This window comes from Pedobacter sp. JY14-1 (genome assembly GCF_029269825.1).
Classification (GTDB): Bacteria; Bacteroidota; Bacteroidia; order Sphingobacteriales; family Sphingobacteriaceae; genus Pedobacter.
Genome location: NZ_JARJHU010000005.1, coordinates 595,513 through 610,736, shown reverse-complemented (window position 1 = coordinate 610,736; position 15,224 = coordinate 595,513). Strand labels below are relative to the sequence as shown.

Sequence of the window (15,224 nt, the reverse complement as noted above, 5' to 3'; positions counted from 1 at the left end):
CCATGAACCTCGGAATGAATGGTTTTTTTCAGGAAAGTACAGGATGGTTCGCATGATAGTGCAGGTTGCCGTCCGCAACCGGGATCGCTAATATTGATATAAAACCAAATATTAAAATCTTATGAGTCATCCCGTCAGTCCAATTTTTCCGGATACCTGAAAGTCATTCTCTTAATCCCGTCTTGTGCTTCGCGCAATACTGCTTTCTTACACTAACTAAATTAATTAACCTTACTATGAACAAAATCCAACCAGCCGGTCACCGGTTATGGACGGTATTGCTGATGGTTTTCCTTGGCATGGGCCGGCTTTGTGCCCAGGAAGACATTACCGTCAGGGGAACCGTTACCGATTCGGTCGACCTTCAACCGCTACCCGGTGTTACCGTGATGATCAAAGGAACTAAAAAGGGGGTCCAGACCAGCCCACAGGGCAACTACGTCATTAGTGCTCCTGCAAACTCAGTCCTTGAATTTAATTACATTGGGTACCGTAAGCGGGAAGTCACTGTCAGCGGGCAAAACACGATCAACCTCAGCCTTTCTGCCTCCGATGAAAATCTGGACGAAGTGGTCGTTGTGGCTTACGGACAACAAAAGAAGATATCCGTAACGGGCGCGATCTCGACCGTACAGAGCAAAGAACTAAAGCAAAGCTCGTCGGCGAGCCTCGCCAATGCACTGGCCGGGCGGCTGTCGGGTCTCACCTCGATACAATCCGGCGGCGGACAACCGGGACGTGACGATGCTACGCTTTACCTGCGCGGTGCTGCGACTACAAACGGCCAGAATCCGCTGATTCTTATTGATGGAGTGCCCCGTGACAACATTCGCACCATCGACCCGAATGAAGTGGAGTCTGTATCTATTCTCAAAGATGCTTCTGCTACTGCGGTTTTCGGGGTTCGCGGTGCGAACGGCGTCATCATTGTCACTACTAAACGCGGCTCACAGAGCAGCCCCGAACTTTCGCTTAACCTTGACCAGTCGTATTCTTCTTTTACCAGAGAGCCCGATCGATTGACTTCCGTCGACTACATGCTGCTGCGTAACGAGGCTTCAAAGAACGATAACATTCCAATACCGTTCAGCCAGGAAACCATCAATCGATATATCAATCCGCTTGAGGGATTGGACCCCAATACAGCTGCTTATCAGCAGAAAGCGGCCATCCGACAATACATGTATCCGAATCATGATTATTACAGGGAATTCATTTCCCGTTACGCACCGCAGACCAGGCTCAATGCCAGTGCGACCGGAGGCAGTGACCGGGCGACATATTTTGTGAATGCTGCATATCTGAACCAGGGCGGCAATCTGAAAACTGAACCTGAATCGGTATTAGGTTATAACCCTTCCTCAAAACTGGACCGGTTCAATTTCAGGGCCAATCTTGATTTTAAGGTTACTGAAGCACTTAAATCCTTTCTGAACGTTGGCAGTTACATTGAACGGGTGAATATGCCCGCAGCATGGCTTTATAACAACGATACCAACTGGATGATGCGCGATTTGCTTTACCAGGCTCAGACCATTCTGCCCATTACACCGGGGCCGACCACGCTGGGTGGTTTTGGTGTCGCGCCAGGGCAGATCGTAGATCCTGGGTATCTAGACCGTTCCGCATTTGAAATCATGAACCGCATGGGCTACCGCAATGAGGTGCGCTCCAACCTGAATTCTTCATTGGGGCTTGAATGGGATCTCAGTAAGCTCCTGACCAGTGGATTGAGTCTCAAAGGCATGATCTCCTACGATTCCCGTTCAACCACTGCGACCCAGGGGCGTAAGCAGGAACGCTTATACTTGGCTGTAGTTAATCCGGAAACAGATGCGCTGAGCTATGCCGTTAAACGTGGAGATGAAGAAATGCTCTCGCTCACCAGGGGGGCGGATTCCAGGTATAACATCAATATGCAGGCTTCGCTGAATTATTCCCGGAGTTTCGGGAAGCATGATGTAGGCGGATTGATTTTAGCGCAGCGTGACTACTGGGAGTCTACCGGAGGAGAGATTCCTTTCAATGTTCTGGGGATTGCTGCAAGGGCCACTTACGCTTATGACAGTAAATACCTTGCTGAGGTGAATGTCGGCTACAATGGATCGGAGCAGTTTGCGCCCGGCAGGCGATATGGTTTTTTCCCCGCCGCATCAGTTGGATGGGTGGTCAGCAACGAAGAATTTTTAAAGGGAAGCAATATCCTGACCAACCTGAAACTCCGCGCCTCTTACGGAAAGGTCGGTAATGACAAGATCGGCTCAGCACGCTTCCTTTACCAGAGTGATATCGTTGTCGCCGGCGGCGGTCCGTTGGGAAGTCTTGGGCTTGGCCAGACCGTAAGGCAGGGGCTGCTGGGCAATGTCAACATATCTTGGGAACTCGCAAAAAAACAAAACTATGCCATGGACCTGCAGCTTTTCAAAAAGCTTAACCTCTCTTTTGACCGATTTTATGAAAGCCGGAGCCAGATACTGATTTCCAGGAATACCGTCCCCGAATTTCAGGGGGTACCACTGCAATATATTCCAAAGGTGAACATGGGCAAGGTAGACAATCAGGGCTATGAACTGGAACTGAGCTATAATCAACCTGTTTTCAGGGATTTCTCAATGAATGTGCGGGCTAACTACGGTTATAATCACAATAAGGTGAAATTCTTTGATGAACAGATCCGTGACGAGACTTATGCCTCGCGCTACCTTACTACGGGCTATGCGCTGGGCCAGGCCTTCGGTTACCGGGTAGACTACAGCAATGGGAATGGCTTTTTCAATACAAAGGAGGAACTGGATAGTTACCTCACGGGTACTACCTATGCATTTGGTACGCCAAGACTTGGCGATCTCAAATATGTCGATGTAAACGGTGACGGCACCATCAACGATAAGGACATCGTACCCATCGGTTATGCCAGTATCCCCAGGGTCACTTATGGTTTTACCATTGGTCTCAACTATAAGAACCTTGAGCTTACCACCTTTTTCCAGGGAGTAGGAAAGTATTCTTCCAATTATTCGGAACAGGGGGTATATGAGACCATTAAGCTGGGCACCTATTTCGACTATCACAGGCATGCCTGGACCCCGGAGCGCTATGCCGGTGGTGAGAAGATCACCTACCCGGCGCTTAGCACGCTGACCAACACCAATCACAATGCCAATGAGTTCTTCATCATGGACCGCTCGTATATCAGATTGAGGAACATAGAACTCGCCTATACATTGCCTGCAAACCTGCTTAAAACGGTAGGGGTAGGCCGTATGCGCGTCTATGTGGGCGGTCAGAACCTGTTTACCTGGGACAACCTGCGTTTGAGTCATCTTGATCCGGAAAATAACGACGCCATTGGCTACCCGGTGACCAGGATGCTCAATTTCGGTATGAACGTAACTTTCTAACCCATCGCATGATCATGAAAATCAATTATATTTTATTCGCCTTTATCCTGATGTGCCTAACCTCCGCTTGTAAAAAGGCATTGGATTCCGCACCTGACGGCAAATTGTCCCTGGACGATGTTTTTAGTGACCCGGTGAAGACCGGCGCTTTCCTCAACAGTTGTTACGCCAATATGCCCACCAAGGGCACACGCTATTTTTTCTGGTCACGGGGGCCTGTCGTCTGGAGCGATGAAGCCTGGGATACCGATGCCGAAGCGGAATCCGGGCTCATGGCCGGCCGTATGTACAATGGCAATGCTTCGAGTGGCAACCACCCGGTGACCAATGTGAGTGAGGACAGTGGTAACGGAAATTACTGGGCGCGTTACTGGGCTGCCATCCGCAATTGCACGATTTTCATCAGCAGAGTAGGCGACTCCCCCTTGGGAGATATTGAAAAGAGCCGTTATAAAGCGGAAGCACACCTGTTGCGTGCTTTTTATTATGCAGAGTTGCTGAAATGGTTTGGACCTTCGCTGCCTATTCAGCGTGAACCCTACCAGTTTGACGGCGACTTTTCGCAGACGAAAAGACCAGGATATTATGAACTGGTCAAATTTATTATGGAAGACTGTGATGCCGCAATTTCGAGCGCTGATTTACCCTGGCGCATTACCAGCGCAGGTGAGGCAGGCAGGGTAAACAAGGCAATGGCTGAAGCCGTTAAATCAAGGATGATGCTATTTGCGGCGAGCCCCCTGAATACCGGTATCGTCAATCATTGGGAGGAAGCGTACGAGATCAATAAAGCTTCATTGGCAAATCTCCGTGCAAATGGCTATGAATTGTACAACAAGGTCAACTTTCCGCAGACCTATCTTTCTGACGTTGCCTATCTAGGCCCCGATAAAAACGTTCACTCGGCTGTCTACAATGAGTATTTTACGCGCACGATGGAGTATTCCGGGAGCCCTGTCGATAAAGAGACGATCTACCAGAGCCGGGATGGACAGGGGAATATCTGGAATATCGATGGCATTGGTGCACAGGACGGGTATAAATCCGGAACTTGTCCGAGCCAGGAACTGGTAGATGCCTATGAAACCAAAGACGGTCAACCCGTACTTGACCTGGCCAATCCTTATGCCGACGAAAAGCATACGCAGCCCAATTACAATCCTGCGAATTCCTTGTACGACGAACGGGATCCGTATGCCAACCGGGACCCAAGGTTTTACGCGTCGATCTATTACAATGGTTCGAAGAGAAAGGCTTTATGGGGCTTCTCGGAAGAAAAGGAATCTTATGAGAACTATCCTGCTGCAATGGGTAATCGGACCCGGATCATTGCGACCTACGTCGGTGAACCGCAAACCGGTATTCATCCGACTACAAGGAAGGCCACACGCACCGGGTATTTCGAACGCAAGTTCCTTCACCCCAACTCGGGCAATGACAATGTCGTAGGCGGAGCCAACTGGAAGTTTTTCCGGCTGGGAGAGGTGATTCTCAACTTCGCGGAAACCGCCCTGGAAACCAACCGGCTGGATGAGGCCCGGCAGGCCATTAATGAGATCAGACTCCGGGCTGGTATGCCGGAACTTCCATTGGAACTGAACCAGGAACAGCTCCGGCTGCGGTTGCGCAACGAGCGCCGTGTCGAACTGGCGATGGAAGAGGCGCGTTACTTTGATGTGCGGCGCTGGACGCAGCCGGGAGGCGATCTTTCCAAAACCGACAAATGGATCACGGCGATGGCCATCACGCGGAATGCGGATGGCAGCTACACCTACAACCGCCGTCCGGTTCGAGCTACCGAACGCAGCAATTATACCAATAAATTTCTGTGGGTGCCTATACCGCTTAGCGAGGCCAATCGCCTGAAAGCAGTAACTGGCGAGGAGTGGCAAAGTGCGGGATGGTAATGTTCAATGTTCACGCTTCAAATGAATTCAACAAAATGTCAGTATACATGAAATACAATATAAGATTGGGCCTTGCGGTTGCCTGTCTGCTATGGTCTGGCAGCAATGTGCTGGCCCAGGAAGCCACGGATACGCTAGAGTCCGGTCAGAAAGATAAAGTACAGTTGGGCTATACCAGCCAGCGCCGGATTGCGGTGTCTGGTGCTGTCGCTACCGTTAGCGGAAAAGAGCTCGAACGGTCGCCCGTGGCCAATCTCAGCCAGAGTTTCGCTGGGCGTTTTGCGGGTCTGACCACACAAGAGACCTCATCGGAACTGTCCAGAACCACGACCAACCTGTACATTAGGGGTGTATCTGCCGCAAGGGGCAATGGCCCGCTGGTGATGATCGATGGGATCATTACCTCTTATAACAGCGCCCAGTCACTTGAATACATCAGTGCCAATGAGATCGAATCGGTCACTATTCTCAAGGATGCCTCTACGCAGGCGCTGTATGGCATACAGGGGGCCAACGGCCTAATTGTCATCAAGACGAAGCGGGGACAGAAAGGTAAGATCAGGATTGATGCCCGGGTAGATCAGGCTTTCCAGGAGGTCACCACCAAACCTATGTTCTATAGTTCGGCAGCGTATGCCGGGCTCAGAAACCAGGCCTCGCTGAACGACGGGGGAAAAGCTATATTTACGGACCAGCAGATCGAAAGCTTTCGTTCGGGCGATAGCGAGCTTTATCCAAACAACAACTGGTATGATCGCTATTTTCGGGATTTTGCCCAGATGCAGCGTGCCAACGTTGGCGTTTCCGGCGGTAACGATAAAGTGGTTTTCTATTCCAACCTTAACTTCATGCACCAGGGCGGGCAGTTCATTACTGATCAGGACAACTATCAATCGGACGCCAATAACGTTTGGGTCAATTACCGCAGTAACGTAGATATGCAGTTGAACCGTTACCTCAGCGCTTACGTGCGCCTGGCAGGAAACATCAAGCGGGAGCGCACGCCCGGTTCTTCCAACGCTTCCGTCTACAGCAGCTTTTTCCAGATGCCGCCCACGGTCTCCGGTCCGCTTACTCCCGACGGACAGGTAGTGACTACGGCTACGGTCGGTTCGCCGACATTTGGAATGCTGAACCGATCCGGCTATGTACGGCATACGGTGACCAACATCGCATCTCAGTTTGGCCTGAACCTGGATATGGACTTCCTCACAAAGGGATTGAAGCTGAATGGCGTGATCGCTTACCAGACCAATGCAGTAGGAAGCCTGAGTACTACGCAGAATTATGAGCGGTGGGTGAGGACGAATAACTTTGATGAATTGAAATTTACCAAGAAGGGCGGGGAGGTCAACAGTCCATTGGCGTACGGAAAAAGCAGTTCCTACTATTACCACCTGACGTATAACGCTGTGCTGAATTATGATCGGAACTTTGGGGTGCACCATGTGGGCGGTATGGGATACATGTTCTATCAGAACCTGACCAAGACGGATACCGGTTCGCCGGGCCTGCTGCCTTACAACCGCGTCAGTTCGGGTGCTGAGCTGAATTACGATTATGACGAGCGGTACTTCGTTAAGTTTGATCTGGGCTATTCAGGATCAGAGCAATATGCGAGGGGAAGCCGGTTTACGTTTACACCGGCAATAGCCGCTGCCTGGGTTCTTTCCAATGAGTCATTTTTGAATGGTAGCCGCGATTGGGTGAGCCAACTGAAGCTAAGGGCTTCGTATGGCCGTACTGCTAATGACCAAAGTGGCCTGGGCAGGTTTGCGTACGCCGATAATGTCAATGTTACTAAGGGTGGTCCCCTGGGCTATCTCCAGTACATTGTCAACGAGCGGGAATTTGGTAATCCGGCCATTCGTGCAGAAGTATCCTTGAAGCAAAACTATGGCCTGGACCTCAGCCTGTTTAACTTACTTTCACTTAGCGTAGACGTATTCCGTGAGAAAATGGATAACATGGCGGTAAAGGCTACTCAGGTCCCACTTTATCAGGGGATTCCACTAAGCTACTATCCCGCAACCAATACCGGTTCCTTCGAGAACAAGGGCTATGAGCTGACTCTAGGGTTTGACAAACCCATCGGTAGCAATCTAACGGTACACCTCGGGGGACAGCTCGGCTATGCAAAAAATAAGGTGCTCAATATTAATGAACCTCTCCGCGATCCGGATTTTGCCTACCGTAAACGGCAGGAAGGCTTTTCGTATGGCCAGGACTTTGGCTACCTGGTGGATTACAGCAATGGAAACGGCTTTTATAATACCATTGAAGAGCTGAACAGCCGGTTGCCGATGGACATACAGACTGCCGTCAGGCTGGGCGATCTGAAGTACCGGGACCTGAACAAAGATGGCCGCATTGATGAGGCTGATCTGGCGCCGATCGGCAATGGTACTTTACCGCTGTATACCTATGGTTTTTCAGGAGGGCTTACCTTCAAAAACTTCGACCTTAACTTTCTTTTCCAGGGAATAGGCAAGTACTCGACCGTGTATACGGGCACAGGTGTGTTTGAAACCGATAATGATGGCGTTTACGGAAGTCTGCACGAAAATGCCTGGACCGCAGAACGATATGCCAGTGGTCAACGTATTACATCGCCAGCCTTATCAATGAAGAAAAGTGTCAGCCATGAGCGCAGCGATTATTACCTGTATGACCGTTCTTACCTCAGGCTAAAAAATGTGGAACTTTCTTATTCGCTGCCTTTAAGGCTTTCCAAATCGGTCGGTGCGGAAAAGGTGCGGTTTATCCTGAGCGGGCAGAACCTGATCACCTGGGATCAGATGAAATCCGGTGATTTCGGTCCGGAAGGCGGAGGATATTCCGGATTTCCCGTCTATCGTGTTTACAATCTTGGCCTCAACGTGATCTTTTAACCCTAAGCATTAAAAAATGAACAGATCCATTAAACTCAGCATAGCGGTAACCGCACTTGTCTGTACCTTATCCTGCAATAAGCAGCTTGACCTGCCGAGCGATGGCAGGATCAGCATGAAGGAAATTTTCAGCGATGACAACCGTACCAGGGGATATCTTAACTCGTGTTACGGATATCTTCCTGCACTCAGCATAGACAGGGCCTCGTTTACCGACGAGGCGCAAGATGCCGACGATAACCTGGCCGATTCCAGATTCAGCAATTGGTACGCGGGCGGCCTTAATGCTTCCAATTATGCCAGTATTTCAACTGACGGCAGTCCCTGGGGCAGGCTATATGAGGGCATCCGGAAGTGCAACGTCTTTATCGAAAACATCAAAACCGCCAATATCGTCGCATCAGAAGCCATAAAAGGAGGCTGGACGGCACAGGCACATGCGCTGAGAGCCCTTTACTATCTTCAACTGATCAAAAGATATGGAGCCGTTCCTGTATTTGACAAACCGCTCGCCCTCGATCACAATTTCGCGGCGGATAAGCGTGCAGCCTTCAGCGAAGTGGTGGCGTTCATCCTTTCTGATTGTGATAAGGCCTTGTCTTACCCGGATAACCAGGAAGGATTTTCCTGGGCTGTTTATGAGAATCAGTTTGGCATCATGACCCGTGCCGTCGCTTATGCCGTTAAGTCGCAGGCGGTCACCTATGCAGCCAGTCCGCTGTGGTCGGATGGCAAATATAGCTGGGCGGATGCTACCGCTATTAATGCAGAAGCCTTGGCACAATGCCTGGCGCACGATTACAAGTTGTTCAATGAAGCCCCCGCAGCCAATATTGCTCAGAATGCTTACGCATTATACCACTTTGTGACCTCCAACGATCAGCGTTCGCGGGATAAGGAGACCATTTATCAGGGCGGAAGCCAGCTGCAAATCTGGCGTGATGCAGGATTGCCCAGCAATACGGGTATGGTGAAAGCCGGGCCTTCGCCCAGCCAGGAACTCGTGGATAGTTATGAGATGGCTAACGGTGAAATGCCGGTGACCGGTTATGCGGATGCAGAAAAGCTGGTGCCAATCATCAATCTGGCTTCAGGATATGACCCAACGAATCCTTATGCGGGCCGGGATCCGAGATTTTATGCATCAATTTATTATAATGGCGCGGCCCGCAGGCTCAATACTCCCTCCAATCCGTTGGTGGAAACTTTCGTCGGCGGAAGGGAGCAAATCTCTTCGACTTTGCGGACCAACACCCGGACGGGTTATTACCTGAGAAAATTCAATAATTATCAATCTGGTCAGAACAATAACGCTGATGGGGCAATCCGCCTGTTCCGCCTGGCAGAGCTTTATCTCAATTTTGCTGAATCTGCCTATCAGTCGGACGGTCCGGATGGGGTAGTCAGCGCAGGCGGATTGAATATGTCGGCTAGGGATGCGGTCAACGCAGTGAGGACGAGGGTAAACATGCCGTCCCTTCCGGTCGGCCTGTCCAAAGAAGCTTTTGAGAAGCGGTACCGGAACGAGCGCCGTGTAGAACTGGCCTTTGAGGAGCACCGCTTCTTCGATGTGCGCAGGTGGAAGATACTGGACCAGACGGATAAAGTGGTTACGGGCATGCGCATCACCAAAAGCGGAAGTGTATGGTCTTATGAACGTTTCAAAATGAGCCGGAATGCGTGGTCTGATAAGTATCTTATGTACCCGCTTGACCGGACGGAAGTGGAAAAAATGAGCAACCAGACTGGAATAAACTGGCAGAACCCGGGCTGGAACGACTAGTTTCAGTCTGTAAGTCGGCAGTTTAGTGGGCGCTCTCTGCTAAAATATGGCTGATGATCTTGTCGGCGTGGTCTCTTGAGTTCTCAATGAACCATAAGTGTGTGTCCATTCCCCCGCATACTACGCCGGCAAGATAAAGGCCGCTCACATTGGTCTCCATTGTTTCGGGGTCGTGTACCGGGAGCAGCTTATCATCTTCAGATAGGTTGATCCCGAGTTTGCGGAGCAGTTTGAAATCGGGGCAGTAGCCTGTTAGTGCCAGGACAAAATCATTCGGAATGGTAATGTTGCCCTCAGGAGTTTTTAACTCCGCGTCGTGCGGGCCGACACGGACCAGTTCGGAATTGAAATATGCTTTGATACTGCCTTCCTCGATGCGGTTTACCACATCGGGACGTACCCAATATTTTACGCGGTCGCTGATCTTTGAATCGCGGACGACCATGGTGACCCTGGCGCCCTTGCGGTAGGTTTCCAGTGCGGCATCGACGGATGAGTTGCTGGCGCCTACGACAAGTACATCCTGCATGGCATAGTAATGCGGGTCTTTGTAATAGTGGGTTACTTTAGGTAGTTCTTCGCCGGGTACACCCATGACATTGGGCAGGTCATAGAATCCAGTCGAAACGATTACATTTCTGGCAAGATAAGTGGCCTTACTTGTCTCTACCTGGAAAAGCTGTACCGCTTCATATTCACGCTTACTGACACTTTCGACGGCTTCAAACAGCCGGACCTGCAGATCGAACTTCAGTGTTACTCTTCTGTAGTATTCCAGCGCCTCGGCCCTCACCGGTTTGGTATTGTTGGAAACAAAAGGCACCCCGCCGATCTCCAGCTTTTCCGAGGTGGAGAAAAAAGTCATGTTCTGCGGATAATTATACAATGAGTTGACCAAACAACCCTTTTCCAGGATTACATAAGAGAGTCCCGCGCGTTTGGCGGCGATGCCGCAGGCCAGTCCGATCGGCCCTGCGCCTACAATACAGATATCCATTACTTCCATTGCAGGCAAATTAACAAAAAGGCGGGGCTTTTGTTTATGATTACCTGCGTTCAAAAAGCCAGCGGAGTGGTTTACGCGGTCTTTTTGGACCTAGCCCGTACTCTCTAATGCTTTTTTCTCGGATAAGCGCGACTGCCTCTTCAATATCGTCTGTAACCAGGAACAGACCGGTGTCATTGGGTCCTATGGTAGACTGGGCAGCCATGAGCTCAATGTGTTCGATCAAATGCTTATGGTATTCTCTCCCGAATATGATGATGGGAAAATTACGAATGGTTCTGGTTTGTATGAGTGTAAGGGCTTCAAAATACTCATCCAGTGTACCGAAGCCGCCAGGCATGACCACAAAAGCGAATGAATATTTTACAAGCAGGACCTTGCGGATGAAAAAATGTTTAAGATAGACCCATTTGTCAAGATAGGGGTTGGGCAACTGTTCGTGGGGAAGTTCGATGTTGCAGCCTACAGAGCGTCCGCCTACATCTTTCGCGCCGCGGTTTGCGGCTTCCATCAGTCCAGGACCACCACCCGTCATGATGGTAAAGCCCAGTTTCGCAAATTCTGCAGAAGCTCTGCGCGTGAGCTGGTAATAGGGATGGTCTTCCTTAAAGCGCGCAGATCCGAATACAGTGATACAGGGGCCTAAAAAATGCATCGCCCTGAAGCCCTTGATCAGCTGCTGCATTGTGCTGAGTGTAAACTTAAATTCTTTCCATCTGGATTGGGGTCCATCCAGGAACACGATATCGGGTTTTTCCATAGTCAATATATACCGAAAATGTGGTTTGTGTCTTCGGGAAGTACCAGCATAGGAATTTTAAGATGACTGATCTGTCTTTTGGTGTAGCTGCCTTTCAGAAGCCTTTCCAGTGGACTGCTGTGCTTATGTACCATTACGAGCAGGTCAGCCCATCCGTTTTCAGCGATTTGGTCCAGCCCCTCGCTTAATGCAGATGCGTTTATTTCCCTGTAGTAAATTTTGTCGTAGTTGATCTTCGAAGTTACTTCCAACAGGAAATCCCGGGCTTTTTTTGCATCTTCTTTCAGCGGGTCTATGTGCGAGATCACAATTTCTGCATCGAACTGCCGGGCAAAGCCGGCCAGAACATGGATATGCTGAATGCCTGCAGGATCCAGGTCGGATGCGAATGCGATTTTATGAATGGGCTTGAAAGGATATTTTGGCGGAACAACCAATACTGGATAGGCTGCGGCTTCGATCAGTTTGCGGGTGGTACTTCCGGTGAAGAAGCGTGTTACTGCGCCAGTGCCTGAGCTGCCTAAGATTACCAGTGCAGGGTTTGTATCTTCAGTGTGTTGATTCAGCAACTGCGGAACGGGTAAGGCTTCGGCGTAGTAGTCTACGATGGGTTTGAACGTATTCGGGGTTTTCAGCAGTGCATTTTTCCTGATCAGTTCTCTGGATAGGCTGGCAAGCTCTTCAGAGGCTTCTTCCTTCAAGGTGCCGTAATCATAAAGCGGCCAACTAACTGTATCTGCATTTGAAAGATCGGCAGGGACGACAAAACTATGGCAAAGCGCCATGTTGCACTTCAGGTATTTTGCGATGTGCAGGGCATAGCTGGCTGCGCCGTTTGCAGGCGCAGAGAAGTCTGTGGGTACTATAATCTTGCGGATCATTGTCAGGAGTTTATTTTTGTTTTGAAGAACTGTTGTAAAGTTCCCTTTGGTATTCCTGGAAAATAGTGATAGCGGTCATTTAAAATACTGATGAAGAACATGTGGGCATGCAAATCCGCTGTGGAAAGCGTTTTTAAGAAAAGTTTTGAGAATTGAAAACAATACCTATCTTTGCAGTCCCAATGCGGAAGTGGCGTAATTGGTAGCCGCACCAGACTTAGGATCTGGCGCTTCACGGCGTGGGGGTTCGAGTCCCTTCTTCCGCACAATAAAACAAAAACAGCCCGAAAAGGGCTGTTTTTTTACATATTCAGAAACAAAAATGAACATTACACAGGAAAAAATTGATGATCTGAACGCCGTTGTGAATATTAAGATCGCGCCGGAAGATTATACTGCTAAAGTTGAAAAGTCGATTAAGGAACAAGCTAAGAAGGCCAACCTTCCGGGTTTCCGTAAGGGAATGGTGCCTGCTGCACACATCAAAAAGATGTATGGCAGGAGCATCCTTGTTGAGGAGATCAACAACCTGTTGAGTGAAAGTCTGAATAAGTATTTAACCGACAATAAGATCGAGATACTCGGGCAACCGCTTCCAAAGCTGGATGACACGAAGGAGTTTAAGTGGGATTTTACCGATGAGTTTGATTTTGATTATGAGATCGGCCTTGCACCTGCCATTGACATCAACATTACCTCAAAGGATAAATTCACCCGATATGATGTAAAGGCTGATCCTGAAACGCTGGCTTCAAGGATGTCTAACATCCGTAAGAGTTATGGCAAAATGACAAATCCGGAAGTTTCGTCAGAAGGTGATGTCCTTTATGCCGAATTAACACAGCTTGCCGCTGATGGTTCGGTATTTGAAGGAGGCATTAATGCTACCGGCTCTATTCGTTTAGACCAGGTGACTGACAAAAAGATCCTGAAAACGCTGGTCGGCCTTAAAAAGGACGACCTCGTGGAACTGGACGTTCAGAAGGCCTTTGACAAGAAGGCAGATGTCATTGCCAAATTGCTGAACATCAGCGAAGAGGATGCAACTGAACTGAAGTCTAAGTTTCAGGTACAGGTGAAGAATGTCAACCGTCTGGAGGAGGCTGATCTGAACCAGGAGTTCTTTGATAAATTGTTTGGTGCAGGTGTAGTTACTGATGAAGCTGGATTTACAGCTAAGATCACAGAGGAAATTGAAGGGATGTTTGGACAGGATGCTGACCGCAGGCTTCAGAACGATATCTATACGAAATATGTAGACAGCGTAAAGATCAGCCTACCTGACGAGTTTCTGCGCAAATGGCTGAAGGCAACCAATGAGAAGCTGACCGACGAGGAATTGGCTGAAGGCTATGATGATTTTGCGAAAAACCTGAAATGGACGTTGATTGAAAACAAGCTGATCAAGGACAACAATATCGAGATCAAATATGAAGATGTGTTCCAGACTGCCAAACAGCGCCTGGATGCACAGTTCAGAATGTATAGTCCTTCTCCACTGCCTGAAGACCAGCTGGCCCAGTATACGACTACATTTCTCCAGGAACGGGATAATGCAAACCGTATATTTGAAGAGGTAAAGGCATTGAAGGTTTTTGAACTGATCAAATCTCTGGCTACCATCGAACCAAAGGAAATTACTTACAACAAGTTTATTGAGTTGAAGTAAGGTAATGAACGGCCGTCAGGCCAGACATTTCTTATTAGAAAAGATAGAAAAGGTAAGGCGGCTTCTGTTGAGGCCGCCTTATTTGTATAAGCTGATTAAATTTTACAATACCACAATAAATTATCAACTTAGTCTGACTACTTTGGCGCAGTACTTGACGCTAAGGATGAAAAGTATATATAATCAAAGAAGCATCTTATAATTTAATTGAAAATAATAAATATAAAGAGATGAAAATCGATAAGGACGAATTTAGAAAATACGCTGTTAAGCACCATCGCATTAATGGGTTGAATGTTGACCGTTTTATCGGGGCTACGAATAATTCACCAAGGAGCATGACGCCATATATTATTGAGGAGCGTCAGCTGAACGTAGCGCAGATGGACGTTTTTTCGCGTTTGATGATGGACAGGATCATCTTTCTGGGTGATGCGATCTACGATGGCAACGCGAACATCATCCAGGCACAACTGCTTTTCCTGCAATCGCTGGATAGTAACAGGGATATACAGATCTATATTAATTCGCCGGGCGGTTCGGTATACGCCGGATTGGGCATTTATGATACCATGCAATATATCAGTCCTGATGTAGCTACGATCTGTACAGGAATGGCGGCTTCTATGGGTGCTGTACTGCTGGTGGCGGGCGCGAAAGGTAAACGTGCAGCGCTGCAGCATTCTCGGGTGATGATCCATCAGCCTTCAGGCGGTGCGCAGGGAGTAGCTTCAGATATGGAGATCAACCTGAGGGAGATGCTGAAACTTAAAAAGGAACTATATGATATTATCTCTCAGCATTCCGGTCAAACTTACGAATGGGTGGAAAAGGCTTCAGACCGTGACTATTGGATGAAGGCTGAAGAGGCGAAGGGCTTCGGGATGATCGATGAGGTGCTTGGAGGTGATAAGAAAGAAAAATAA

Annotated in this window: 9 protein-coding genes and 1 tRNA gene; 7 read left to right on the top strand and 3 right to left on the bottom strand. The window is 49.0% G+C overall.

Going from position 1 to position 15,224, the window contains the following annotated elements; all coding sequences use genetic code 11:
* Nucleotides 1–236: 236 nt before the first annotated feature.
* From P2W84_RS13190 to P2W84_RS13175, 4 genes are read left to right on the top strand one after another with little or no spacing between them, the layout of a single operon-like run.
* Nucleotides 237–3,401 carry a TonB-dependent receptor gene (locus P2W84_RS13190; protein WP_276090608.1) on the top strand — a complete coding sequence of 1,055 codons (3,165 nt, stop codon included), beginning with the start codon at nt 237–239 and terminating at the stop codon, nt 3,399–3,401.
* An 8-nt stretch (nt 3,402–3,409) separates the two neighbouring features.
* A complete protein-coding gene (locus P2W84_RS13185) occupies nt 3,410–5,308 on the top strand; it encodes a RagB/SusD family nutrient uptake outer membrane protein (protein ID WP_276090607.1) in 1,899 nt (632 codons plus the stop codon).
* Nucleotides 5,309–5,355: 47 nt separating this feature from the next.
* Nucleotides 5,356–8,199 carry a SusC/RagA family TonB-linked outer membrane protein gene (locus P2W84_RS13180; RefSeq protein ID WP_276090606.1) on the top strand — a complete coding sequence of 948 codons (2,844 nt, stop codon included), beginning with the start codon at nt 5,356–5,358 and terminating at the stop codon, nt 8,197–8,199.
* A 16-nt stretch (nt 8,200–8,215) separates the two neighbouring features.
* Entirely contained in the window at nt 8,216–9,982 is a 1,767-nt protein-coding gene (locus tag P2W84_RS13175; protein WP_276090605.1) for a RagB/SusD family nutrient uptake outer membrane protein, read from the top strand.
* Nucleotides 9,983–10,004: 22 nt separating this feature from the next.
* On the opposite strand, the gene P2W84_RS13170 is transcribed toward P2W84_RS13175, so the two are convergent.
* From P2W84_RS13170 to P2W84_RS13160, 3 genes are read right to left on the bottom strand one after another with little or no spacing between them, the layout of a single operon-like run.
* Nucleotides 10,005–10,988 (bottom strand): YpdA family putative bacillithiol disulfide reductase, encoded by a 984-nt coding sequence (locus P2W84_RS13170; RefSeq protein ID WP_276090604.1) that lies wholly within the window; start codon nt 10,986–10,988, stop codon nt 10,005–10,007.
* A 40-nt stretch (nt 10,989–11,028) separates the two neighbouring features.
* Nucleotides 11,029–11,748 (bottom strand): TIGR00730 family Rossman fold protein, encoded by a 720-nt coding sequence (locus P2W84_RS13165; RefSeq protein WP_276090603.1) that lies wholly within the window; start codon nt 11,746–11,748, stop codon nt 11,029–11,031.
* Between the two features lie 2 nt (nt 11,749–11,750).
* Complete coding sequence (locus tag P2W84_RS13160; protein ID WP_276090602.1) at nt 11,751–12,629, bottom strand: universal stress protein; 879 nt, start codon at nt 12,627–12,629, stop codon at nt 11,751–11,753.
* 184 nt (nt 12,630–12,813) lie between these two features.
* Between P2W84_RS13160 and P2W84_RS13155 the strand changes: the two genes are divergently transcribed.
* From P2W84_RS13155 to clpP, 3 genes are all read left to right on the top strand, one after another.
* Nucleotides 12,814–12,895: transfer RNA gene (locus P2W84_RS13155), tRNA-Leu, on the top strand.
* Between the two features lie 56 nt (nt 12,896–12,951).
* On the top strand, nt 12,952–14,298 hold the full coding sequence (gene tig / locus P2W84_RS13150) for a trigger factor (RefSeq protein ID WP_276090601.1): 1,347 nt from the start codon (nt 12,952–12,954) through the stop codon (nt 14,296–14,298).
* A 230-nt stretch (nt 14,299–14,528) separates the two neighbouring features.
* Complete coding sequence (clpP, locus tag P2W84_RS13145; RefSeq protein ID WP_276090600.1) at nt 14,529–15,224, top strand: ATP-dependent Clp endopeptidase proteolytic subunit ClpP; 696 nt, start codon at nt 14,529–14,531, stop codon at nt 15,222–15,224.

Coding starts and splice junctions, on each gene's coding strand:
- P2W84_RS13190 (WP_276090608.1), top strand. CDS start 237: ATGAACAAAATCCAACCAGCCGGTCACCGGTTATGGACGGTATTGCTG.
- P2W84_RS13185 (WP_276090607.1), top strand. CDS start 3,410: ATGATCATGAAAATCAATTATATTTTATTCGCCTTTATCCTGATGTGC.
- P2W84_RS13180 (WP_276090606.1), top strand. CDS start 5,356: ATGAAATACAATATAAGATTGGGCCTTGCGGTTGCCTGTCTGCTATGG.
- P2W84_RS13175 (WP_276090605.1), top strand. CDS start 8,216: ATGAACAGATCCATTAAACTCAGCATAGCGGTAACCGCACTTGTCTGT.
- P2W84_RS13170 (WP_276090604.1), bottom strand. CDS start 10,988: ATGGAAGTAATGGATATCTGTATTGTAGGCGCAGGGCCGATCGGACTG.
- P2W84_RS13165 (WP_276090603.1), bottom strand. CDS start 11,748: ATGGAAAAACCCGATATCGTGTTCCTGGATGGACCCCAATCCAGATGG.
- P2W84_RS13160 (WP_276090602.1), bottom strand. CDS start 12,629: ATGATCCGCAAGATTATAGTACCCACAGACTTCTCTGCGCCTGCAAAC.
- tig (WP_276090601.1), top strand. CDS start 12,952: ATGAACATTACACAGGAAAAAATTGATGATCTGAACGCCGTTGTGAAT.
- clpP (WP_276090600.1), top strand. CDS start 14,529: ATGAAAATCGATAAGGACGAATTTAGAAAATACGCTGTTAAGCACCAT.